This window comes from Variovorax durovernensis (genome assembly GCF_977011995.1).
This window is the reverse complement of the sequence record NZ_CDRNCW010000001.1, coordinates 6,057,466-6,080,117: the sequence shown is the minus strand read 5'-3', so window position 1 is coordinate 6,080,117 and position 22,652 is coordinate 6,057,466. Positions and strand designations below refer to the sequence as shown.

General features: G+C 63.8%; 26 protein-coding genes. 6 read left to right on the top strand and 20 right to left on the bottom strand.

Annotation, left to right across the window (positions count from 1 at the left end; all coding sequences use genetic code 11):
- Window positions 1-45 precede the first annotated feature (45 nt).
- Complete coding sequence (locus tag ACWV14_RS28740; protein ID WP_454905065.1) at window positions 46-231, top strand: hypothetical protein; 186 nt, start codon at window positions 46-48, stop codon at window positions 229-231.
- A 160-nt stretch (window positions 232-391) separates the two neighbouring features.
- On the opposite strand, the gene cadR is transcribed toward ACWV14_RS28740, so the two are convergent.
- Window positions 392-796 (bottom strand): Cd(II)/Pb(II)-responsive transcriptional regulator, encoded by a 405-nt coding sequence (gene cadR, locus ACWV14_RS28735; protein WP_454905063.1) that lies wholly within the window; start codon window positions 794-796, stop codon window positions 392-394.
- A gap of 188 nt (window positions 797-984) precedes the next feature.
- On the opposite strand from cadR, the gene ACWV14_RS28730 reads away from it, so the two are divergent.
- Both ACWV14_RS28730 and ACWV14_RS28725 read left to right on the top strand, forming a co-directional pair.
- Window positions 985-3,918: a heavy metal translocating P-type ATPase gene (locus ACWV14_RS28730; protein WP_454905061.1), complete on the top strand. Its 2,934-nt coding sequence runs from the start codon at window positions 985-987 to the stop codon at window positions 3,916-3,918.
- Window positions 3,919-4,046: 128 nt separating this feature from the next.
- On the top strand, window positions 4,047-5,996 hold the full coding sequence (locus ACWV14_RS28725; RefSeq protein ID WP_454905059.1) for an FTR1 family protein: 1,950 nt from the start codon (window positions 4,047-4,049) through the stop codon (window positions 5,994-5,996).
- A 108-nt stretch (window positions 5,997-6,104) separates the two neighbouring features.
- Here ACWV14_RS28725 and ACWV14_RS28720 read toward each other — a convergent pair whose 3' ends face one another.
- The 9 genes from ACWV14_RS28720 to ACWV14_RS28680 form a co-directional block, all read right to left on the bottom strand.
- A complete protein-coding gene (locus ACWV14_RS28720) occupies window positions 6,105-7,304 on the bottom strand; it encodes an MFS transporter (protein ID WP_454912809.1) in 1,200 nt (399 codons plus the stop codon).
- Between the two features lie 16 nt (window positions 7,305-7,320).
- Entirely contained in the window at window positions 7,321-8,040 is a 720-nt protein-coding gene (arsH, locus tag ACWV14_RS28715; protein ID WP_454905057.1) for an arsenical resistance protein ArsH, read from the bottom strand.
- Window positions 8,024-8,455, bottom strand: coding sequence for an arsenate reductase (glutaredoxin) (arsC, locus tag ACWV14_RS28710; protein ID WP_454905055.1), 432 nt, complete (start codon window positions 8,453-8,455; stop codon window positions 8,024-8,026). The genes arsH and arsC overlap by 17 nt, the downstream gene beginning before the upstream one ends.
- A gap of 38 nt (window positions 8,456-8,493) precedes the next feature.
- The gene (locus tag ACWV14_RS28705; protein WP_454905053.1) at window positions 8,494-9,780 is read right to left on the bottom strand and encodes an arsenic transporter; all 1,287 of its coding nucleotides are present in this window, start codon (window positions 9,778-9,780) and stop codon (window positions 8,494-8,496) included.
- Between the two features lie 87 nt (window positions 9,781-9,867).
- Window positions 9,868-10,353: an arsenate reductase ArsC gene (locus ACWV14_RS28700; RefSeq protein ID WP_454905051.1), complete on the bottom strand. Its 486-nt coding sequence runs from the start codon at window positions 10,351-10,353 to the stop codon at window positions 9,868-9,870.
- Window position 10,354: 1 nt separating this feature from the next.
- The gene (locus ACWV14_RS28695) at window positions 10,355-10,849 is read right to left on the bottom strand and encodes an arsenate reductase ArsC (RefSeq protein ID WP_454905049.1); all 495 of its coding nucleotides are present in this window, start codon (window positions 10,847-10,849) and stop codon (window positions 10,355-10,357) included.
- Between the two features lie 9 nt (window positions 10,850-10,858).
- The gene (locus ACWV14_RS28690) at window positions 10,859-11,341 is read right to left on the bottom strand and encodes an ArsI/CadI family heavy metal resistance metalloenzyme (RefSeq protein WP_454905047.1); all 483 of its coding nucleotides are present in this window, start codon (window positions 11,339-11,341) and stop codon (window positions 10,859-10,861) included.
- 55 nt (window positions 11,342-11,396) lie between these two features.
- Window positions 11,397-11,846: an arsenic resistance N-acetyltransferase ArsN2 gene (arsN2, locus tag ACWV14_RS28685; protein ID WP_454905045.1), complete on the bottom strand. Its 450-nt coding sequence runs from the start codon at window positions 11,844-11,846 to the stop codon at window positions 11,397-11,399.
- A gap of 22 nt (window positions 11,847-11,868) precedes the next feature.
- Window positions 11,869-12,192: an ArsR/SmtB family transcription factor gene (locus ACWV14_RS28680; protein WP_454905043.1), complete on the bottom strand. Its 324-nt coding sequence runs from the start codon at window positions 12,190-12,192 to the stop codon at window positions 11,869-11,871.
- 129 nt (window positions 12,193-12,321) lie between these two features.
- Here ACWV14_RS28680 and ACWV14_RS28675 point away from each other — a divergent pair, with 129 nt between their 5' ends.
- A complete protein-coding gene (locus ACWV14_RS28675; RefSeq protein WP_454905041.1) occupies window positions 12,322-13,164 on the top strand; it encodes an EamA family transporter in 843 nt (280 codons plus the stop codon).
- On the opposite strand, the gene ACWV14_RS28670 is transcribed toward ACWV14_RS28675, so the two are convergent.
- The 8 genes from ACWV14_RS28670 to ACWV14_RS28635 all read right to left on the bottom strand — a co-directional run bounded on the left by ACWV14_RS28670 (window position 13,132) and on the right by ACWV14_RS28635 (window position 18,657).
- The gene (locus tag ACWV14_RS28670) at window positions 13,132-14,538 is read right to left on the bottom strand and encodes a type II toxin-antitoxin system HipA family toxin (RefSeq protein WP_454905039.1); all 1,407 of its coding nucleotides are present in this window, start codon (window positions 14,536-14,538) and stop codon (window positions 13,132-13,134) included. The genes ACWV14_RS28675 and ACWV14_RS28670 overlap by 33 nt on opposite strands.
- Complete coding sequence (locus ACWV14_RS28665; RefSeq protein WP_454905037.1) at window positions 14,531-15,046, bottom strand: hypothetical protein; 516 nt, start codon at window positions 15,044-15,046, stop codon at window positions 14,531-14,533. The genes ACWV14_RS28670 and ACWV14_RS28665 overlap by 8 nt, the downstream gene beginning before the upstream one ends.
- Complete coding sequence (locus ACWV14_RS28660) at window positions 14,962-15,354, bottom strand: metallophosphoesterase family protein (protein ID WP_454905035.1); 393 nt, start codon at window positions 15,352-15,354, stop codon at window positions 14,962-14,964. Before ACWV14_RS28660 ends, ACWV14_RS28665 begins: the two co-directional genes overlap by 85 nt.
- Entirely contained in the window at window positions 15,351-15,803 is a 453-nt protein-coding gene (locus ACWV14_RS28655; RefSeq protein ID WP_454905033.1) for an HAD domain-containing protein, read from the bottom strand. The genes ACWV14_RS28660 and ACWV14_RS28655 overlap by 4 nt, the downstream gene beginning before the upstream one ends.
- Before the next feature lie 91 nt (window positions 15,804-15,894).
- Entirely contained in the window at window positions 15,895-16,848 is a 954-nt protein-coding gene (locus ACWV14_RS28650) for a metallophosphoesterase (protein WP_454905032.1), read from the bottom strand.
- Window positions 16,845-17,369 (bottom strand): HAD domain-containing protein, encoded by a 525-nt coding sequence (locus ACWV14_RS28645; RefSeq protein WP_454905030.1) that lies wholly within the window; start codon window positions 17,367-17,369, stop codon window positions 16,845-16,847. Before ACWV14_RS28645 ends, ACWV14_RS28650 begins: the two co-directional genes overlap by 4 nt.
- 5 nt (window positions 17,370-17,374) lie before the next feature.
- Window positions 17,375-17,797 (bottom strand): DUF2384 domain-containing protein, encoded by a 423-nt coding sequence (locus tag ACWV14_RS28640; protein ID WP_454905028.1) that lies wholly within the window; start codon window positions 17,795-17,797, stop codon window positions 17,375-17,377.
- Between the two features lie 728 nt (window positions 17,798-18,525).
- A complete protein-coding gene (locus ACWV14_RS28635) occupies window positions 18,526-18,657 on the bottom strand; it encodes a hypothetical protein (RefSeq protein ID WP_454905026.1) in 132 nt (43 codons plus the stop codon).
- Between ACWV14_RS28635 and ACWV14_RS28630 the strand changes: the two genes are divergently transcribed.
- Together ACWV14_RS28630 and ACWV14_RS28625 are read left to right on the top strand one after the other, a co-directional pair.
- Window positions 18,656-18,847, top strand: a complete 192-nt coding sequence (locus ACWV14_RS28630; RefSeq protein WP_422088466.1) for a hypothetical protein — start codon at window positions 18,656-18,658, stop codon at window positions 18,845-18,847. The genes ACWV14_RS28635 and ACWV14_RS28630 overlap by 2 nt on opposite strands.
- 20 nt (window positions 18,848-18,867) lie before the next feature.
- On the top strand, window positions 18,868-19,911 hold the full coding sequence (locus tag ACWV14_RS28625) for a lysylphosphatidylglycerol synthase domain-containing protein (protein ID WP_454905024.1): 1,044 nt from the start codon (window positions 18,868-18,870) through the stop codon (window positions 19,909-19,911).
- Here the strand turns inward: ACWV14_RS28625 and ACWV14_RS28620 are convergent.
- Window positions 19,874-20,284 (bottom strand): PaaI family thioesterase, encoded by a 411-nt coding sequence (locus ACWV14_RS28620; RefSeq protein ID WP_454905022.1) that lies wholly within the window; start codon window positions 20,282-20,284, stop codon window positions 19,874-19,876. The two genes, ACWV14_RS28625 and ACWV14_RS28620, sit on opposite strands and share 38 nt — an antisense overlap.
- A 73-nt stretch (window positions 20,285-20,357) precedes the next feature.
- The gene (locus tag ACWV14_RS28615; protein ID WP_454905020.1) at window positions 20,358-22,643 is read right to left on the bottom strand and encodes a sensor histidine kinase; all 2,286 of its coding nucleotides are present in this window, start codon (window positions 22,641-22,643) and stop codon (window positions 20,358-20,360) included.
- Window positions 22,644-22,652 lie beyond the last annotated feature (9 nt).

Here is a 22,652-nt window from a genome sequence, read left to right as displayed (position 1 = left end):
TGAGCGCGCTACAGCGGCGACGAGATCACCTTCGGGCACGGCCCTGTGTTCGATGCGGACGGACCGGCGGATGTAGTCCGGCAGGACAGCACCGACGCCGGCGAACCGGAGAAGTTCTTTTTCCACCAAGCCAAACTCGGCGGCGCAGCCGGCGCTGTCTTTTGTCTTCTCGCTCTGGCCGGGCTGGCGTTGCAATCGTTCGTGCGCGGCGCCAGAGCTACCAACGCTTGATGGTCCTTCGACGCCGAGATGTGCCGTCACGGTAAGCCTTGCGGGCATGGCGATCATGCAGGTTCTACCCGAGACCCGCGAGCTAAGACACGAACTCTGAAATTCCGACCTGCAAGGTTGTGCTGGCAACTCATTGCGCCGAATCTGGCGCAATCAGCCACTACTGCTCTTGAGACGCCGCCGTCAGGCCGTCAAGTATTCCGCACCGCTCGGCGAGCTGACCCGAGCAGCATTGAACCCTGAGCGTCATCAGCTGTCCCTCCAGAGATCTCAGCTCCTCAATCCGCTTGGCGAGCTGAAGAATGTGCTTGTCCAACAGTTCGTTGACCTCGTCGCAAGGCTCGTTTTGATGGTCCTTGAACTTCAGCAGCACCCGGATGTCCTCAAGACTCATGTCGAGTGAGCGGCAATGCCGAACAAAGGCCAGGCGCTGAACATGAGATTCGTCGTAGCGCCGGTAGTTGCCCGCCGTCCGCGCAGGCGGTGACATCAACGCCTCCTGCTCATAGAAGCGGATTGTGGGAATCTGCATCCCCGTCGCACTGGCCAGTTCACCGATTTTCATGTTGCATTTCCGGGTGCCCGCTGCGGGTTTGCTCTTGACTCTCAACCTACTTTAGGGTTCTTAATCATGCCTTGGCCGGGCTTTTCGATCAAGCGCTTGCGATAGCACGCTCGTGAACACATTGGTGCCAAGGGCGAACGCGTGTGCTGCAGCCTCTTGAAGCCCGGGAATTTGAGGACAACTGATCAATGAATGCAATGACGCAAACTTCGTGCGGCTCGAGCTGCGGGTGCTCCACGGGCGATGTGGGGACGGCAACAGCGGAGCCAGTTGTTACTGGCTTTGCCATCGCCAACATGGACTGCCCCAGCGAGGAGGCCCAGATCCGCAAGCGCTTGGGACAACTCGATGGCATCCAGGGGATGACGTTCGACCTCGCCGGGCGTCGCCTGGAGGTGACGCATGCCTCTGCCGGTCAAAACGCGATCCTGCGCGCCCTGCACGACATCGGCATGCAGGCTGTCGTGGATACGGGACCACAACGGGTCGTTTACTTCATTGAGGAGATGGACTGCCCCAACGAAGAGCGTCAGTTGCGCTCGGTGCTGGAGCCGCTGGCTGGCGTACGAGCCGTGGAATTCGACTTGAAGGCCCACACACTGACGGTGTCGCATACGCTCAGCGATACGACCTCGATTGCCCGAACCATCGAAGGCTTGGGCATGAAGCCCGTCGCGAAGACGGGAGACGATGCGCCGTCATCTGCTCATGCCTCAATCGCCGCTGCGGCGCCGCTCTCCTCTGTGGCAGCGCCCGCGACAGGAGGTGCCACGCGCTTATTCATTTCCAACATGGATTGCCCGACGGAAGAGGCAACGATCCGCAAGCGCCTTGGAACGGTCGACGGCATTGAGCAGTTGGATTTCGACCTCATGAATCGTCGGCTCGATGTCCAGCATCATCTGCCGGATCACGCCCCGATCCTCAAAGCCTTGAACGACGTGGGCATGAAGGCCAGTGTCGAGCAAGTTGGCAGAGTCGAATCTCAGGGTCAGGCCGTGTACCTCATCGAGAAGATGGACTGCCCGACCGAGGAAGGACTTCTGCGCAAAGCGCTCGAGGGCATGCCCGGGGTGAAAGCCTTGAGCTTCAACTTGATGGGCCGCACGCTGACCGTGGGCCACGAACTGGCCGACCTCGCGCCCGTGACCGCAGCAATCGAGCGGCTCGGGATGGCGCCTGTCCTGCAAAGTGCCAGTGAACCGACGCCTTCGGCTCCGCGCGAGTTCGGCTCCGGCACTTCGCGCGAGCAATGGTTCCGCATGGCCATCTCCGGCGTGTTGGCGCTCGGTGCGGAGGCTATGGTCTTCGCGGGGACGCCGGAAGCCTCCTGGCCTGTCATTCTTGCCAGTCTTGCTGCGATTGGCTTGGGCGGCACCGAGACGCTCAAGAAGGGTTGGATCGCGCTGAAGACTCGATCACTGAACATGAATCTGCTGATGACGGTCGCCGTCATAGGTGCGGCATTGATTGGCCAGTGGCCCGAAGCGGCGGTGGTCATTTGGCTTTTCGGCATTGCCGAGATGATTGAGGCGCTGAGCCTGGACCGGGCCCGCAATGCGATTCGAAAACTGATGGACCTCGCGCCCGAAAGCGCCTTGGTGCGTCAACCCGATGGGCAGTGGATCGAGGTCAAGGCGGATGCTGTGCCTCTTGGAGGCGTGGTACGCGTGCGGCCGGGAGAACGAATCGCTCTCGATGGCGAAGTGGTCGCCGGTCAGTCCTCTGTGAACCAAGCGCCGATCACCGGCGAAAGCATGCCTGTCGAGAAGGCAGTTGGCGCCACGGTCTTTGCCGGCACCATCAACGAACGCGGCACGCTGGAGTTTCGCGTCACTTCGCGCAAGGGCGAGACCACGCTCGACCGAATCGCACGATCCGTCCAGGAGGCACAGGGCCAGCGTGCGCCCACACAACGTTTCGTCGACAGGTTTGCCAGCATCTATACGCCTGCGGTGTTCGCGGTCGCGCTTGCCGTTGCAGTCATTCCTCCGCTGGCCTTCGGCCAACCCTGGTTCGAGTGGGTCTACAAGGCGCTGGTCATGTTGGTCATCGCCTGCCCATGCGCGCTGGTGATTTCCACGCCGGTTACCGTGGTAAGCGGTCTGGCTGCTGCGGCGCGCCGTGGCATCCTGGTCAAGGGCGGCCTTTATCTTGAGCAGGGACGGCACCTGAAATCGGTGGCATTGGACAAGACCGGGACGTTGACCCATGGTCGTCCTGCCCTCACGGACGTCATTGCGCAGGGCACCCTGACAAAAGGCGAGGCACTGCGTCTCGCGGCGAGCATCGATGTGCTGTCGGAGCACCCTGTGGCCACGGCAATCGTTGCCGGACATGGTGATGGACCACTCGCTTCTGTCGAGCGGTTTGAAGCTATCCCCGGACGTGGCGTCAAAGGCGATGTGGACGGGCGCACCTACTACGTCGGCAGCCACCGGCTCATCGAGGAACTTGGCATCTGCTCGCCTGAGCTGGAAGCCCAGCTCGATGCGCTGGAGTTCCAGGCAAAGACAGCGGTGGTACTGGCCACCGATAGAGAGGTCCTGGCGGTGCTGGGCGTCGCAGACACCGTGCGCGAAACCAGCCGCCAGGCCATCGAGGACCTGAAATCGCTGGGCATTGAGCCTGTGATGCTGACAGGCGACAACAAGAAAACCGCGCAAGCCGTCGCAACCCAGGTCGGAATCACCAGTGCAAAAGGCGAGCTGCTTCCACAAGACAAGCTGCAAGCCATCGAGGAATTGCTCGCTCGCGGCCCCGTTGGCATGGTGGGCGATGGCGTCAACGATGCGCCGGCACTGGCAAGGTCGAGCATCGGCTTTGCGATGGGCGCGGCGGGGACAGACACGGCCATCGAGACGGCGGACGTCGCGCTGATGCAGGACGACCTGCGCAAGCTGCCTGAATTTGTCAGGCTGTCTCAGCGCGTCGGTGGAATCCTTACGGCCAACATCGTGTTCGCTCTGGGCACCAAGGCCATCTTCATGGTCCTCGCATTCACCGGACATGCGAGTTTGTGGCTCGCGATCCTGGCCGACATGGGCGCCAGTCTTGCCGTCGTCTTCAACGGCTTGCGCCTGCTGCGCGCGCCCACGGCGCCCCAGATCGACAACCGCTGAATTGAGCAGGAACGGTCCGCCTGGCCCGCCCCTGTGCTCGCACGGCGGTATCGGAGTCACTGACATCAACACCCCGACCTGCTGGTGCGAGCCGTCGATAAAATGAGAATCAATAGCACCACTACAACATGAAAATGCTCTTACTCTGTGCCAGGCACTTCCTGGCAATGGCGGCGCTTCTCGCGCTGTGGTCGTCTTCTCCTGCTTGGGCGGTGGAACCTGCCGCGAGCGATCAGGCCAAGCAAACTTGGCAGCTACTCGACTACCTCGCAGTCGACTACGGCGGCGCCGTGCACGACGGCAAGGTCCAAAGTGGCGGCGAATACGAAGAGATGAAAGAGTTCGCTGCGACCGCTGCAAAGCAACTCGGAACACTGCCAAGCACGCCGGCGCTGCCCGACCTGCAGCAACGGGCGAAGGCGCTGAACGAACTCATCGCGGCGAAGGCGGATGCAAAGGCTGTGGCAGACAGTGCCCATTCATTGGCGGCAGCTCTGGTCAAGGCCTACCCGTTTCCGCTCTCGCCATCGAAACCACCAGATCTAGCGCGTGCCAAGGTGCTGTTTGAAGCCAACTGCGCCGCGTGCCACGGGGCAGCCGGCCGCGGCGATGGCCCGCTCGGAGCAAAACTGCAGCCACCACCGATTGCATTCACAGATCGGGATCGGGCCCGTTCGCGCAGTGTGCTTGCGCTCTATCAGGTCGTTTCTCAAGGCGTTTCGGGCACGTCAATGCCCAGTTTCGCGACGCTCTCCGACGAGGACCGGTGGGCACTGGCATTTTTCGCCGGCACCTTGTCGCACGACGATGCAATGCGCACGCGCGGCGAGCAGTCCTGGGGGCGAGACGCCTCTGCCAAAGGCGCTTTTCCTGACCTGGCCGCCGTTGCCACGTTGACCGAGGCCACCTTGTCCGAGCAGATGTCTCCGGACTTGGCACGCGACCTCACCGCTTACGTTCGCAGTCATTCGGAAGCGACTGTTGCTGCAAGTGGGCCGGGCGGGCTGAGTCTGGCGCGCACGCGCCTTCAGGAGAGCCTCGCTGCCGCGCGCGCGGGGGACCAGGCCGATGCAACACGGCTGGGCCTATCGGCCTACCTGGACGGCTTTGAGCCGCTTGAGCCCGCGCTGCGCGCTCGCAACCAGGCGCTTCTCACGGAAGTGGAAAACGCCATGCTGGCATACCGCGGCGCGCTCGCCGGCGGGAAGCTGGAGCAGGCGGACGCCACAGCGCAGAAGCTGGACTATCTCTTTGCTCAGGTCGATACGGAGCTGGGAGAGAACAAAGCCGAGCCTGTGACTACTTTCATCGCCTCGCTCACCATCCTGCTTCGCGAAGGCGTGGAAGCGCTTCTGATCGTCGTCGGGATGGTGGCCTTCCTGAAAAAAGCGGAACGGCGCGATGTCTTACCCTACGTTCACGGAGGTTGGATCGTAGCCCTCGCTTGTGGCGGCCTGACCTGGGCGGTTGCCACGTACTTCGTGGGGATCAGTGGTGCCAGCCGTGAAGTGACCGAAGGAGTCTCCTCGCTATTCGCCGCCGTCGTTCTGTTGAGTGTCGGTCTCTGGATGCACCAGAAAAGCGCCGCTGGAAAGTGGCAGGCCTATCTGAAAGAGAAGCTCTCTGCCGCTATGACGCGCCGCTCTGCATGGGCCTTGTTCGCCCTGTCTTTCATCGCGGTCTACCGCGAGGTTTTTGAGACGGTCTTGTTCTATTCGGCACTCGCTGGCGATGGCAACAACGGTGCGTTGCTGGGTGGATTGGTGGGCGGCATTGCGATCCTGGCCGTCATTGCGTGGCTGATGCTGCGTACCAGCGCTCGCATGCCCATCGGCAAATTCTTCAGCCTCAGTTCGATCTTGGTGGCGGTGCTCGCCGTCGTGCTCGCCGGCAAGGGCGTTGCGGGTCTTCAGGAAGCGGGCTGGTTGAGCGCCAGTCCGATTCATTGGCTGCGCATTGAGGTACTAGGGGTGTATCCGTCTGCGGAGACCACCATCGCGCAAGCCGTGGTTCTAGTCATCGCTCTGGCGGGCTTTGCCTTGAACTCGATGAAGGCCCGGCAGCCTCGGATGACGTGACGTAGCTGAGCGCCCTTGAAGGACTCGATTTGGGGCGCAGTCGTCGCCCCGCTGCCTTTCCGTGCTCGGTACGGCTCTCAGGAATGGCAATTCCGTCGCAACAGCACCTCAGCGTGCCATGACAGGGCTTGAGGCCTTTCTCGTGTCAATAGTCATCGCCAGCAGCGCAAGGCACGCGGACAAGCCAAGCGCGGCGGAAAACCATAAGGCCCCATCGCCCCACCGCTCCACGGCCATGCCGAAAAGGAACGGTGCGCCGGCTTGCGCGATGCGCGCCGGCACCATGAGGAACCCCTGGCGCTGCCCGTAGCCCTCGGCACCAAAGATCAGCAGCGGAAGCGTCCCGATGGCGATGGTCAAGATGCCGTTTCCCAGGCCGTGCAGCACTGCGAAGGCTGCAGCAGCCGAAGTACCGAGCAGGCCAAGGCAGAGCGCGCCCAGCGGGTGAGCCAGTGTGGCCAACCGGGCCGACAGCAGCGGATGCGCGCGCTTGAGAAAGGTGAATTCGATCACTCGCCCCACCACCTGGGCCGGCCCGACCAGGGCGGCGATGCCAACCGCCGCGGCCAGCGTGGCACCGCTGGCCAGCAGCAGTTCCGGCAGGTGCGCGGCCATCGCCGTGCTGATGAACCAAGTCACGGCAAAGACGTAGGCCATCAGGACGGCGGCGCGGCGTTGCTGCGCTGGCGCAAGTCCAGCGCCAACCTCTTTCTCGACGACGGTTGCATCCTTCGACGCCTGATCGGTACGAGATGCCCGTGGCAGCAGCACATTGAGTGGAAGACCGACCACCAGGTGCAACGCTGCCCACGCAAGGCACGCCCCGCGCCAGCCAACCGTGCTCTCCAGGTAGGCCGACAGCGGCCACCCCACGGTGCTCGCAAAGCCTGCGAACAACGTGATGCCCGTAATGGCACGTCGGGCCTCCTGGCCGTATAGGCGGACCACGGTGGCGAAAGCGGCCTCGTAGAGCCCGCTGCCCATGGCCAAACCCATCAGCGTCCATGCAGCGAATACATGACTGGCATGCGTGGCTTGGCTCAGCGCAGCCAACCCTCCGGCGAACACCATGTTGCTGACGATGAGCACCGGGCGCCCGCCCAGGCGATCGATGAGCCGGCCAGCGTAGGGCCCAATGCCGGCGGCAACGAGCAGCGCCACCGAGAAAGCACCGAAAACCGTGGATGCGGAGATGCCGGTGTCCTTGCCGATGGCACTGGCCAGCACCGCGGGGAGGTAGTACGACGAGGCCCACGCCAGGGTCTGAGCCACGCCTAGCATCACAGTCGTCGTGGTCCTGCTTTGCACGTTGGATTCACCTCGCTCAGATGCTGCGCAGGTTGACCCGCTTCGACAGCGCCTCGGCGCTCTCGCGTCGCTCGCTGTAGCGGTCGACCAGGTAGTCAGCGCAGTCGCGCGTGAGCAGCGTGAACTTGACCAGTTCCTCCATCACGTCGACCACGCGCTCGTAGTACGGCGAGGGCTTCATGCGCCCGTTCTCCTCGAACTCGAGGAAGGCCTTGGCCACCGACGACTGGTTGGGGATAGTGATCATGCGCATCCAGCGGCCGAGCACACGCAGTTGGTTCACGGCATTGAAGGACTGCGAGCCGCCCGACACCTCCATGACCGCGAGGGTTTTGCCCTGCGTGGGGCGCACCGAGCCGACGGCCAGCGGAATCCAGTCGATCTGGGCTTTCATGATCCCGGTCATGGCGCCATGGCGTTCAGGTGAGCACCACACCATGCCTTCGGCCCACTGCGCCAAGTCGCGCAGCTCCTGCACCTTCGGGTGATCTTCGGGCGCGCCGTCCGGCAGCGGAAGGCCGCGAGGATCGTAGATGCGAGTCTCCGCACCCATGGCACGAAGCAGGCGCGCGGCCTCTTCGGTCAGTAGCCGGCTGTAGGAACGCTCGCGCACAGATCCATAGAGCAGCAGGATGCGTGGTGCGTGTGCAGCGCGTGTTGCCGGCACGAGGCTTTGCAGATCGGGGCGGCGAAAGGCCTCCAGATCGATGTTGGGGAGATCAAGGCTTTGGGACACGCTGGCCTTTCGCGTCGATCACGGCTTCGCCGTCTTCCTTGGTGAACGCACCCAGTTGCGGCCGCGGCAGAATGTCGAGAACGGCTTCGGAAGGCCGACACAGGCGTGTGGCAAGCGGCGTTACCACGATCGGCCGGTTGATGAGGATCGGATACTGCCCCGTGAAGTCGATCAGTTGCTCGTCGGTCCACTTCGGATCGTCGAGGCCGAGTTCGTCGTAAGGCGTTCCCTTTCGGCGCAGCACATCGCGCACCGGCACGCCCATGGCTGCGATCAGCTGCTTCAGCGTGGCGCGACGAGGCGGGGTCTTCAGGTACTCGATGACCGTAGGCTCCTCGCCCGTGTTGCGGATCAACGCGAGCACGTTCCTGGACGTGCCGCAGTCGGGATTGTGATAGATGGTGACGTCGCTCATAAGATTTGAAACAGTAGGTGTGGAGAGGTGGCGCGGTCTCAGCCGAGGCTCAAGCGAAGCGCAAGAGCAGCCAGCGTGACCGCGAGCACGGGGATGGTCATCACGATGCCGACCTTGAAGTAGTAGCCCCAGGCGATGGTCGTGCCTTTCTTTTGAAGCACATGCAGCCAGAGCAGCGTGGCCAGGCTGCCGATTGGCGTGATCTTGGGGCCCAAGTCGCAGCCGATCACATTGGCGTAGATCATGGCTTCTTTCACGATGCCGGTAGCACTCGATGCGTCGATCGAGAGTGCACCGATCAGCACGGTCGGCATGTTGTTCATTACCGATGAAAGCGCGGCCGTGAGAAAGCCGGTGCCCATGGCCGCGCCCCAGACACCGTTTTCCGCGAAGACGTTCAGCAGCGAGGCAATCTGGCCGGTCAACCCCGCATTGCGCAGGCCGTAGACCACCAGGTACATGCCCAGCGAGAAGATCACGATCTGCCAAGGCGCGCCGTGCAGCACCTTGCGCGTGCTGATGACATGTCCGCGCGCCGCCACGGCGAGCAGGATGGCGGCGCCCACGGCCGCCACCGCGCTGACCGGAACGCCCAGCGGCTCCAGGCCGAAGAAGCCGATGAGCAAGAGGATCAGCACGATCCAGCCCGCCCGGAATGTTGCCGGATCGCGGATCGCGTCGACCGGCACCTTGAGCTGAGTCACGTCGTAGCTCGAGGGAATGCCGCGGCGGAAGTAGAGCATCAGCACCAGCAGGCTGGCAAGCACGGCCGCGATGTTCACCGGCACCATCACGGACGCGTATTCGTTGAAGCCGATCTTGAAGAAGTCGGCCGAGACGATGTTCACCAGGTTCGACACAATCAGCGGCAGGCTGGCCGTATCAGCGATGAAGCCAGCCGCCATCACGAAGGCCAGCGTGGCGGCTGGCGTGAAGCCCAGCGCGACCAGCATCGCCATCACGATGGGCGTGAGGATCAGTGCGGCGCCATCGTTGGCGAAGAGCGCCGAGACCGCTGCGCCCAGCAGCACGATGAATGCGAAGAGCAGCCGGCCGCGTCCGTTGCCCCAGCGCGCCACGTGCAGCGCGGCCCATTCGAAGAAGCCGGCTTCATCGAGCAGCAGACTGATGATGATGACGGCAACGAAGGTCGCGGTCGCATTCCACACGATGCCCCAGACGACCGGAATGTCGGCGAGGTGAACAACGCCGAAGAGCAACGCGATGATGGCGCCGAGCGAAGCGCTCCAGCCAATGCCCAGGCCGCGAGGCTGCCAGATAACCAGCACGAGCGTGAAGACGAAGATCAGGATGGCCGCGAGCATTTGAGAGTTTTTCTTGATTGATAGTAGAGATGCACAAGCGGGCTCTGCCCGCCCGCTGCACAGAGTCGGGAAGCCCCCAGACCTGGATCAGATGCTTTCGAGGGTCGCGCGCAACTGCGCGTCGTTCAGGACGTCGAAGGGAATTTGAGCCAGCTTGCGCATGCGCTCGCCGATGGCCTGGCGGGTGGACTCGAAGGCCTCCCGCTTCTCATCCGCGTTTGCTCCGACATTGGACGGATCCGGGTAACCCCAGTGGATCTTCACGGGCGAGCCGGGCCAGTAGGGACAGGTTTCCTGGGCCGCGCTGTCGCAAACGGTGATCACCACGCGCATCGTCGGAGCATCAGGTTTCGTGAATTCATCCCAGCTCTTGCTGCGATAACTGGAGGTGTCGATGCCGGCCTTCTCGAGCACTTCAATGGCCACGGGATTGATGCGGCCGCTGGGTGCGCTACCGGCGCTGTAGGCGCGCGCGTCAACGCCGAGTTCTTGTGCCCAATGGTTGAACATGCCCTCTGCCAGCACGCTGCGCGTCGAGTTGTGGGTGCAGAGGATCAGGATATTCGTCGTCATGTCAGCGGATTCCGATGTCGCGAACTTCGCGTTGAATCGCCAAGGTCTCGAGCTTGGCGAGCGGGAGTGAGAGCAAAAATTCGATGCGGCGCTTGAGCGTTACAGCCGCGTCGGTGAATGCGTGCCGCCGGGCTTCGTCCGATCCTTCGACCGCCGCCGGATCGGCAAGACCCCAGTGGGCAGTGATGGGTTGGCCGGGCCAGATGGGGCACACCTCGCCAGCGGCCTGGTCGCACACGGTGATCACGAAGCCCATGTGCGGTGCGCCATCCTTCGCGTACTCACCCCAGCTCTTGCTTCGGTAGCCGGAGTCCCTGAAGTGCAGATTGCGCAATGTGGCCAGCGCGAGCGGATGCACGGCACCTTTGGGGTGGCTTCCCGCCGAGAAGGCGGTGAAGCGATCCGAACCCAGGTGGTCGAGGATCCCCTCGGCCAGGATGGAGCGGGCGGAATTGCCCGTGCAAATGAAAAGGACGTTGTGCTTACGCTCAGTCATGGGGTGCTTTCAGCAGCAGGCTTTGCTGGGGGCGGCCACCACTGGGATGGCTTTCAAGCCGACGGGTCCGGCGCAGCAGGCGCTGGCAGCATCCGCTGGGGCGTCCGTGACGCGGCTCTGGCCATACACAACGGCCGCCGCGAGCGTCCGGTAGTGTTCCCAGGCGATGCCCTGCGGATCCGTAACCCAGTGCTTTTCGCTCTTGGCATAGCAGCACACGGTTTCGCCTTCGTCGAGCAGCGTCCGGTCTGCGGCTTGGGCGCGAACCTTCAGTTCCGCAAGCTCGCCTTCGTCATCGGCCTGGATGCCGAGGTGATCGATGCCGACGTCGTGACCCACCGTGGAAATTGCAAAATTGACCCGTGGGTCGTCCAGCATCCATTTCGCGTAGTCGCGCTCGACGCGCGTAGGCTTTGCCGCAAGGAGGTGGGAGTAGAAGACGATGCTCTTGCTCAGGTCATCGACGTGCAGGTGAACGTGGAAACGCTTCATGACAGGTTCTCCTCGATGGGCGTTGGGAAGTGGTGGTGTTGTTCCGGCGATCCGCCTAGCTCGAAGTCGTCGATCCGAGCGGACGGGTCATGCAGGTTGCTGAGGCGGGGCAGATGCTGGCGAATTCAGTGGTGGACCGGATCGTCTCGGGCGCGTCGGATCTCGGGCAGGGAAGGTAGCCGCGCACCGCGAAGAAGTCGGAAGCGGTTGTCGTGAGCAGGAAGAGCCGCTGAATGCCTGCGGTTACAGCCCTGGCTTCAATCGCGCGCAGGAGCACATCGCCAAGTCCCACGCTGCGACTCTCGGGGGCTACTGCCAAGGAGCGCAACAGGCCTGCGTTTCCCGCACGCTCAAGTCCGACGCAGCCCGCCAAACCGTCGGCGGATCGAAGCACCAGGAAATCGTCCATGTGGCTGAGGTTCAGGTCGCTCTCGGGCAATTCGCAAGCGAGCAGCAGCGCTCGCACTTGCGCAAAGTCAGCTGTGCTGGCCAGTTCGGGGTTCATGGCTCGGCGGTGGGCGCGAATGTCAGCAAGCGCACGACGCGTCGGCCTCTGCGAGACATGCCTGCCCTTGGCAGCAGTTCTCGGTGAGGTAGGCCAGCAAGTCATTCATCTGGTCGAACGACGCCCGGTAGATCAAATGCCGACCCTGCCGCTCTTGCGAGACGAGACCGGCATTCGTCAACTCCTTGAGGTGGAACGAGAGACTGGTCGCTGGGACCGCCAGGGCTTCCGTCAAAGCGCCTGGGGTCATGCCCTCAGGACCTGCAACGACCAAGGCACGGAACACCCGAAGGCGAACCGACTGCGCAAGTGCCATCAAAGAACGGACAACAGTATTTTCTTCCATAATTCAAGTATCGTCGAATCATTGAATCTATGCAAGTGCCCGACTCCCAATCGGGACCGGCGACAGGAGATCCACAAATGCGACCGTTCCACATGCTTCTTGCCATCCTGGTCGCCGTGATCTGGGGGGGTGGCGTTTGTCGTCAGCAAGATCGGCCTGGAGAGCTTCACACCGCCGCAATTGACCGCGCTGCGGTTTCTGGTGGCGGCCGTGGGAGTGCTTTGGCTGCCTCGCCCCGCAATTTCGTGGAAGGCGGTGGTGTTTGTTGGCCTCACCGTCTTCACCGGGCAATTCCTCCTGCAGTTTTTCGGGATCGCATTTGGAATGCCCGCCGGACTCACCGCCTTCGTGGTGCAGACCCAAGCGCTCTTCACGGTCGTCTTCGCGGCCCTGATGTTTGGAGAGCGGCCCAGCACTCAGCAGGCCATCGGCATGGCTGTTGCTCTGGCCGGCTTGTTCGTGATCGCCCTTACGCTCTATGGCAGCGTGCCTACGTTGGCCTTCGCGCTGACACTCGCATCAGCGTTGAGTTGGGCCATCGGCAACTTGGTGATCAAGCGGCTGACCAAGGTCAACATGCTGCACCTGATGGTGTGGGCCAGTCTGGTTCCTCCTGTTCCCGCATTGGCTCTCTCGTTCGTGCAGGATGGACCGGGGGCACTCTGGTGGGCAGTGATGCACGCATCGATGTGGGGCCTCTTCGCGCCGGTCTACCTTGGCCTCTTGGCGACGGTGTTGGCGTACGCGATCTGGGGAGATCTGTTGCAGCGCTACTCCATCAGCACCGTCGCACCTTTCGCTCTGCTGGCGCCCGCGGTCGGACTGAGCATGTCCTCGCTGATCTACGGCGAAAGCTTCAGCATCACGCGATTGGCAGGGATGGCGTTTCTGCTTATCGGCGTTGCGATTGCTGCTGGGCTGCTTAATCGTTCGCTCCACTCAGCCGCAGCTAGCGTCTGGGCGAAACGCTGATCGCTCGATGCCATGGAAAATTCGGTGGGCATCTGAGCACTCCCCTCCGGGCACAAGGGCTGCCAATGCATCGAGTTGCCGCGCCTGAGCGTCGATGGTCATTCGACAGGCCTCGATGACCTGCGCCTCGACGCCGCAATCTTTCGCCATTTCGGGCAAGGCGGCCACCTTCGGCGCGAAGCGATGCAAGGCTTCGGCGATCGCGCCTCGCTCACTGTCATTTACTTCCAGGCTTTCAACAATCTCCGTCCAGTCGCGCTGGATCTTGCTGTCACCGACTCGCCAGTGGCAACTGCGCGGGATGATCTCGGGATCGAGGAACATGGGCGCAAAGTCGAAGATGGGCGTGAGTTGCACCGTTCCATCCGGCAGCCGCTGCACCGCGGTGTTGCGTGCGTGGTTGTCGGTGTTGCGCATCGCCAGGTTCAGGACGTCGCGCAGCATGAACTCGATCGTCTCGCCAAGCGGATCGGTCACTGCCGACCGCAGCCCACGCAACAGCGTCTGCTGGCTTCTGGGAAGCCCGAATCCGCGCAGGTCACATACGCTCGCCAGGCTCTCTTGACGCAGGCGCTGCAGGCGGCCCTCCACCAGCAGGCGGTCGAAGCGACGCACAAACAGCGCGTCGCCGTGCACCTGTGGCGCCGAGGTCATGCGCAGGCCGCATGCCGCGGCCAAGCGCAGATAGGCGGCTTCGTTTCGCAGCACTATCCGATCCGCTGTGCTCTTGCCGCGTGGCAGCTTGAGAAGCCAGTGCGCACGAGCACGGTCATCGAGCAGCGCCATGTCTGGAAACCAGCGGCCCTCTTCATCGGTGCTCAGGAGGTACTTGGGGGATACGCCCTGGACCCCGGTGGTGCCGGATGCCAGCATCGCATGCGTCGATAGATGGTTCAGGAACTCCTCGGTATGCCCGAGCACTTCTTCCGCCGCGAAACCGGCTGTCGCTGCTGTGTCGGCGGCGCTCCGTGCTTCCTCATCGAAGAACCGCAGCGCCGAGTCGAATCTCAAGCAACCGATGGGATTGAAGGCGCCGGCCATGACGAGAGGCAGGACCAAGTTCTCCGCGTCGTGCAGCCTCAAACGCTGGAGAAGGTCTTGCCGCCCTTCCCCCTGCGGCACGAGGTCGTAGAGGAACGCGCTGGCTCGCCGTTCGACCTCCGGCCCTGTCGGTCCATCCACGAATCTGTCCGGCTCCATCTCGAGGGGCTGGCCTGACGCGATCGGTACCGGGTTATCGACGCCGAAGACGTACTCCGGCAGGTATTCCACGCGGCAACGATCAGAGCCCAGGGCTCGGACCGTCGCGACGGCATGCCATTCGCCGCGCAGATGGATCTGAACGGTCGTCGTCTCACGCGCATGCTCAGACATCGATGACAAGCCCGGGATTGAAGTCCTTGTTCTCAAACGTCCCGTTCCGGTTCAAGTAGCCACGTGGGTTGCACACTACCCGGCATGTGCCGGTTTCGTAATCAAAGCTGTCATGCGTATGTCCGTGGGCCCAGAGTGAAGGGGCCAGGAAGAACTCGGGCTGCATCTCGTTGACGAACCCGCCCGAAAGCCAGTCCCCGGCGAATCGCTGTGCCAGGGAGTTGCGGTGCGGCGCATGGTGGGTCACCACCACCGTGGGCCCGTTGAACGGCTCGGAAAGTTTCACACGCAACCAGGAGCGGTGCCGCCGATGAATTTCCGAGGTGTCCGCCGGTACCAGGCGCCGCGTGCCACGGGAGTTGGAGGTCAGTGGGTCATCGATGCGGATGGCGGAGTAGTCGGCCAGATAACGCGCGCTTTCCGTCATGGCGCGCTGGCGATCGGACAGGAGGCGCACCGACTGCCCCGCGAAGCCAGGGGTGTCGAGCGCAGGCGAAAGTCGGTCCACAGGGTGCAGCCGAAGAAGCGTACGCCGGCGATCACGACCTCATCGCAATCAAGGAAATGGATGCCGAGTTCCTTGGCGCGGCTCCGCATCTTTTCCAGCTCTTGGTCCATCTCGGACCGGAAGTACTCGTGGTTTCCAGCGATCGCCACGATCGGCTTGCCGCGAAAGCGGTCGGCAGCCCAATCGAGGGCCGCCGCTGCCGGCGAATGAATGTCGCCGGCGAGGATGACGAGGTCGAACTCGAGATCAGGCGCAGGCTCGAAGGGGGCGAACTCGAGGTGGAGATCGGAAAGAACAAGCACTTTCATCGGGATGCCTCTTCAAAGCGATCCTGAAGCGCCGCACTCGCTTTGTCGTCGAACCCGACGAACGATCCACAGACGACCAGATGATCCTTGCACTTGTCGAACTGCCATGCGGCGTCGTCGAGCGCCACCCATGGCTCTTCGACGGCGTCGTGAAGCTGTAGCCAGGCGAGGATCTCTCCTTCTCGGTGGGCGAATGGGTGGGGAAGACCGAATTCGCGAGGCGGTGTCGCACCGATGATCCGAGCTCGAATGTCTTCTGAAAACGGTTTGAGAAGGGTCTTGTAGGCAAGCTGCTCTCGCCAGCTCGAACTGATGACGATCCTCACATGCGGGAACTCGCGCAGCAGCGCCTCGAGCCGGGGCAGGAAGCAGAAGTCGGTGCCACCGTTGAGGATGTGCTCCTCCCCCTCGGGATGGAGCACGCCATCGAAGTCGAGGAACAGGATCACTCCGGACCTCCCAGCTCACTTCCACCAAGCGGCCAAGCCAGGTGCGAGCCCATGTCGACGCCGAAGGCGCAGAACGGTACTGCGGCGTTGATCACACGACGCCGCCGTGTTGAATCGAGTTGAGGATCGATCGGACCTTGTCGGAACCGCCTCCCGCAGCAAACGCCGCTGGCGTTTGACCTTCAAGCAGTGTGTACGGCTTGTCCAACCAGGCTTGGGCCTCTGCACCGAACACCTGGGCCGCGAGATCCAGCAAGTCTTGTGAAGGACTTGGAGGACTTCCCAACCAAGTCTCCCCCTGCGGATCTCGTGGCCAAGCCAGGTACGAGCCCATGTCGACTCCGAAGGCGCAGAACGGCGCCGCGGCGGGCATCAGACCCTCGGAGATGTAGTCCCTGCTCTCGTGGTGATGGCCATGGACAATCAACTGGACGCTGAGCTTCTCGGCGAGTTCGTCGATCGCCTTCCAGCCGTGTGGGTGGGCCGACGGCGCCTCGTGCGTGACCAGGATGTCGGCGGGACCGCTGCGCAGCAACCGCTGGTATTCATCCGGGAAGATCGAGGAGCGGTGCTTGCGGGAGATGCCGTCGCGCCACCGCTCATGGCTCTTCATGGTTCGGCGCATGGCATCGCTCGACTGGAACGCAGCTTCCTCGATCGGCCGCCGGGGATCCCAGATCTTGCTGCGGAAGATGCCGCCCAGGCCCGCGACCTTGTAACCGGCGATCTCGACGATACGTCCATGGAGGTTGCGATCCGCGAGCTCCGAGTGCCATGCGTGATCGTGATACTCAGCTGTGTCGGTGTCATGGTTCCCGGGTACCCACCAGACCTCGGTGAGATTCAGGATCGACTGCAGTTCGATGTGCAGAGGCTGACGCGCTTGGATGTCTCCCAGCAGCATGATCGCCCCGGGCCGAAAGCGTTCGACCGCGGCGATCACCGGGTCGAGATCGCCATGGGCGTCGCCGAAGAACATCAGCTTTGGCGCTGACTGCTCGTGCTCGGATCGCGCATGGGGGCCTGACGGGGTAAGTGGTTTCATTTCATGTGCGCCGAAGTGGCGACGAAGCATCGGTCAGCCGCAAACCGCAGGAAGTGCGAGCGCAGCTCTTGGAAGCTGTCCTGATCAAATGCCCGCTTGGGATCGGTGAGCACGAGTCGCGCGAAGCCTGCGTCGAAGCTCAAGGGCCAGTCGTCAAGCGCGACCCACTCTGCGCTGCTACGGCCGTTCCCGTCGAGCCAAGCCTGGATCTCCAACTGGCGCCGGTTGCTGATAGCCGCACTGGGATCAATTTGCGGCGTCGCTCCGATGATCCGATGCCGGATGTCGGAGCCGAAATACCGCTGCAGTTGCTCTATGCTTTCAGCTCGCCGCCAATCCGATGAGACGACGATATCGACAGACCTGAACTCGCGAAGGAGCTCTTCCAGAAGCGGTAGATGGCTGAAGAACTTGCTGCTGAACGAGTAGTCCGCGCCGACAGGATGAAGAACACCATCTATATCCAGGAACAGCAGATCGTTGGAGTCACCCGCGCGGCCGGAGGCGTCATGGATCGGCATCGCTTTCACCCAACAAACCCGGCTTGGAAGGCCTCCAGGAGATGGAGCACATCGGTGGCTCGTCCTTCGACCACCAGCGTTGCGGCTGTCTTGTAGACGAACGGCGCGAGCGGCTCGTTCCTGTACCAGAAGATTGCGGCTTGGAGGTTCCCATCCGAGACCGCAGTCACAGCAGCCAGCACTCGCAGGCTCGTGCGGATATGCCGTTGAACGCACTCCGTCGCGGGGGCGCGAATGACCGTACTTCGATGGACGTGGGCGTTACTGGCGAAAGAGGTGAGGTCGATGCCCATCATCTCGATGAACTTCGCCGGCGACAGGATCTGGCGTCCGTCCACCACATCCCAAAGCTGTTGGGCTAAACGTTGATAGCCGGCAGTGGCTTGACCTGCTGGATCGGGCAGCAGTCGTTGAGTTAAAGGAGCCATGACTTTCCTTCGACGAGCCTATGAAGCGATATTGCGGTGCCGCCGATTCGGCCGGATAGCCTGAACACCAGGCGTTGCCGCCGACTCTCGACTCTGCTCGGCGGTGGCCTCCACTGCACGGTGATAGTCGACGGGCAGAAAGGCCAGTGGCGGAATAGCAGGAAACTCTTTGCGGGGCAATGCGCTGGACATGCTGGGCTCCAAACTGGTGGTGGAGCCTGGGGCAATGCGCCGCGATTCAGCGCAGGTGCTTCAAAGGCCGAGGGGCTCCGGGATCTTGAGGCTTGGCGGGGCAAGCGGACGCGAATGGCGCAGTATTCGCGTAGCGCAGCCGGCCCCCGACGTGCACACGACTATCCGGCCACGCGACGAGCAGGCGCCGTAAATCGCTGGGCGATTTCGGGTGCAACTGCGTGGACTAAGCATGATTGGATCTTGGAAAGATGCCACCACAGTACTTGTTGAGTGCATCTAAGTCAACCGATGTCGACTCTATGAGAGGCCAATGATTGGCGCAGCGCGGCCAAGGCAAGTTATCTCGTTTTGTGCCAACTTATGGTGGCGATTTTGGTGATCATGCCAACTTATGGGCTCCCACGCGTCTTGGCAGTCTCGAAAGCGATGTGAAGCCCCCGTTCGAAGCCGCGTGAGGGCTATCAATTGCGCCAACTTATGCCGTCGAGGCGTGCATGTTTATGGGTTAGCCGGCACCAGGATCAAGGGCTTTTTCAATTTCCGCCTTCCTGCAGGCTGTGCACGGCGCCGGTATGGCAAATGTCCTGCATCCGCCATCGCCGATGGACGGCGCTCCGGTCGTCGCGGGCTTCGACAAACTCGGCCATCACCGAGGAGATGTCCATGTCCCAGATCCGCAAAGACCCGCCGCACCACGAAGAGCCTGAGGTCACCCAGGAAGAGTCCGTGCCCACCGACGGCCGTGACGCCGAAGGCGAGCGCATGATGAAGGACGTGCGCAACAGCAAGCTCCACGACAAGGGCCTGGCCGAGCACAAGACCGCCGAGAAAAGCGACAAGCCCGCCAAGCCCTGAGCCACCGGTCTGCTGTTGCCATGAACACCCACTCGGCCGCCATCGCCGATGACCCTGCGCCCGCGGCGGGCAGCACGATCTGGCAACGCTGCAGGCGTTGGGCGTTGCCCTTGTTCGGCATCGCCGTGCTGGGCCTGCTCCTCTCCCACGCGCACAAGATCGACTGGGCCGGCGCGTGGCAGGCACTCCAGCGCTACTCGCCTTTGCTGCTGCTCGCGGTGCTCGGTCTCGCGACAGCGAGCCACGCGCTCTACGGATGCTTCGACCTGATCGGCAAGCGCCATCTGCGCCATCGCCTGCCGTACTGGCGTACGTGGGCGATCGCCGTGACGAGCTACGCGTTCAACCTCAACCTCGGATCCTTGGTCGGCGGCATTGCGATGCGCGCGCGGCTGTATGCGCGTGCCGGTCTCGACGATGCGACGGTGGCGCAGATCGTCGGCCTGAGTCTCGCGACCAACTGGCTGGGCTACGGCCTGCTGGCGGGCGGCCTGTTCGCGGCGGGTGCCATCGTGCCGCCGAGCCAGGCGCACATCGGGGCGGGCACGCTGCGGCTGCTCGGTGTGGTGATGATCCTGTTGGCATTGGCGTATGTCGCGGCCTGTGCATTGGGGCACGGGCGGGAATGGCGCTTCAGGGGGCGGCGCCTTCAGTTGCCGGCCGCGCGCCTGGCAGTGGTTCAGCTTGCGTTGTCCACCACCAACTGGGCGTTGATGGGCGCCGCCATGTATTTGCTGCTCGGGCAGAAGGTGCCTTATGCGACCACGCTGGGCGTTCTGCTCGCCGCGTCCATCGTCGGCGTGCTGACGCCGATTCCCGCCGGCCTCGGCGTGCTCGAGGCGGTGTACTTGGCGCTGCTCTCGGGCAGCGTGAAGCAGGGCGTGCTGATGGGCGCGGTGCTGGCCTACCGCGCTCTCTACTATCTGCTGCCGCTGGCCGGCGGGCTGGCGCTCTACCTGTTCCTCGAACGCTACGCGGCGAACCATTCGCCCCAGACGCCAGAAACGCCCGAAGCAGCGGAAGGCGTCACGCCGACCCTTCGAGCACCAGTTGCGTCTGCGTGACGACGGCGCAGAGCTTGCCGTCCGCGTTGGTGACGGTGGTCTGCCAGACCATGGTCGTGCGCCCCCGATGCAGTGCGACGCTGGTGCCGGTGACGATGCTGCCCACACGCGCGCCGGCTATGAACTTGGTGCTCGAATCGGTGGTGGTCGTGCGCTTGCCTTCCGCCAGGTTGACGATGGTGCCGACGGCGCCCAGCGTGTCCGCGAAGGCCATGTAGGCGCCGCCGTGCAGGATGCCGCCGGCCGTGCACAGGTCGGGCCGCACCTCCATCTGCGCGACCACGCGGTCGGGTTCGAGCGCCGTGAGGCGCACGCCCATCAGGCCGGGGAACAGCGTGTCCAGCAGTCTCTGGAGAGCGGCGATGTCGTGCATGAAGGCTCCTGAAAATGAGGTCCTTGCATACTAAACAGAGGTTTCGCCGCGTGCAAAGCCCGCGCCGTGGCGCTCATAGCTTCGGTGTCGCGCGAGCCAGCAGGCGGATGTGCTCGAAGTCCAGCCGGTCGAGCGCCTGCCGCACCGCATCGACCAGTGCCTCATGGCGTGAATCGGCCGCCTCCAGCCGGTCGGCCCATTCATGCAGGTCGGTCCAGCGGCCATCGCGCGCGAACGTCTCGAGTTCGGCGCGTACCGCGGCGGGCAGCGGCGCGACGGTCGGCACGGGCGTTGGCGGACGGCGCAGCCGCAGGCGCGGTGACTGAAGCGGCTGCGGCGGTGCCTGGGTGGCAACGGAATGCGGCTCCTCCGGCGCAGCCTTCACGATCACCGAGAAGCGCACGCGCGTGCCCAGGTTCGGATGGCTCATGAGCAGCAGGCGCCCGCCCATGCGCTGCACGATGCGCCGCGCGATGACCAGCCCCAGCCCGTTGCCGCTCGCGCTGGGCGCGCCCTGCGCAAAGGCCTGGCGGATGTGCGCCTGCTCGTTCGGGTCGATGCCGCAGCCGCTGTCCCACACCTCGAACTGCAGCCGCCAGGAGTCGGCACGTGGCCGTGCCCGCACGCGCAGGCCGATCTTGCCGCCTTGCGTGAACTTCGCGGCGTTCGACAGCAGGTTGAGCAGCAGTTGGTGAAAGCGCTTGCAGTCGATCAGCACCGTACGCGGCAGGGCGCCTTGCACTTCGAGTTCGAATGCGTTGTTGCGCCGCTGCGCGAGCGTGTCGGCGTACTGGGCGATGTCGTCGAGCAGCGCCTGCAGGCGCACCGGCCGCAGCTCGAAGGAGAACGGCAGCAGCTCGCCCTTCGCGTAGTCGAGCAGGTCGTTGATCAGCGAGAGCTGGTAGGTCGCGCTGCGTTCGATGGCTTGCAGCCGCTCCGGTGGATGCTGCGTTTCTTCGCGCAGCAGCCGCACGTGGCCGATGATGGTCGCGAGCGGCGCGCGCAGGTCGTGGCTCACGTAGGCCATGAGCCGTGTCTGTTCGCGCGCCTGATGCTCGGCCTGCTCGAGCGCGGCGTTCAGCGCGTGGGTCTTGCGCGCCACTTCGTCGCGCAGGCGTTGCTGTTCGTCGGCCTGCCAGAGCACCAGCGTGCGCTGCGCGAGGTGCTGCTGGCGCGAGAGATGGTGCGTCCAGGAAGACAGTGCGACCAGGCCCACCAGCATGCCGGGGAAGCCCAGTGCATAGGCGTCGAAGCCGGGCAGCATGTGCGTGGGCAGCGAAAGCTCGGTCAGCCGCAGGCACACGCCGAGCATGATGATGGTCATCACCGGGAACGCCAGCTTGCCGCCCGGGCCCGCGCGCCGCATGTAGACGAAGCTGCTCGCAGTGAGTGTGAACACCAGCAGCAGCACGGTCAGGTTGCCGAGGCGCGCGAAGGGCGCGTAAGGCCCGAGCAGCGTGCCCAGCACCGCGACGACCTGGCTCGCGGCCAGCACCGCGATGACGGGCAGCCCCGGCGGGCGTACCGGTCCGCGGCGCGACAGCACGTGCAGGTACAGCAGCAGGCTCAGCACGCTGCAGCCGGCCACCACGCCGGCCGCGCGGTAGCTCCAGTCGATGCTGTCGGGCCACAGCGCGATCCGCGCGTGGCCGCGGTAGGTGGCCTCGTACAGCGCCACCAGCGTGAAGCCCAGGCTCTGCGAGGCCATCAGCGGGTTGCGCGAGATGAGCCACAGCGTGAGCGAATACACGGCAAGCACCAGCAGTCCGCCGATCAGCAGGCCATCGAGCAGCGCGTGGCAGCTCTCGGCTTCGCGCCAGCCGTCGGCCGTGTGCAGCTGGGGAGCGAACTTGAGGTTGCTGTGGCTTTGCACCCGCACCAGCAAGCGTGCCTGCTCGCCGGGCTGCAGGTCGAGCGACAGCGTGGGCACGCGGTCCCGGTCGCCATGCAGCGGCACCGATACGCCGGCTTGCTCGTGCACCCACGCAGCTCTTGCTGCTGCCGCGCCGTTGCCGCGTTGCATGTGGAAGTCGACGTGCTGAAGCCATGTGGCGTTCAGCACCAGGCGCAGCGGCTGCACCGTGCCGGTGTCGTTCACGACGGCCAGGCGCAGCCAGAAGGCCGAGTTCGTGAAGCCCTGGCGCATCTGCACATGCGTGCCGGGCTGGAAGCGGGTCGAGGCGTCCGCGTCTTCGCGCGAGAGCCGTCCGCCGGGGTCCTCGAGCAGCTCGACTTCCTCGTCGAGCACGAGCGGCAGCGTGGCCGCATCGTCTATCCGCAGCGTGGCCGCGTCCGCCGGGCCCGCGAGCCAGGAGGCCGCGCACAGCAGCAGGGCGGCGGCGATGCCGCGGATCGCCACCGCCGCCGC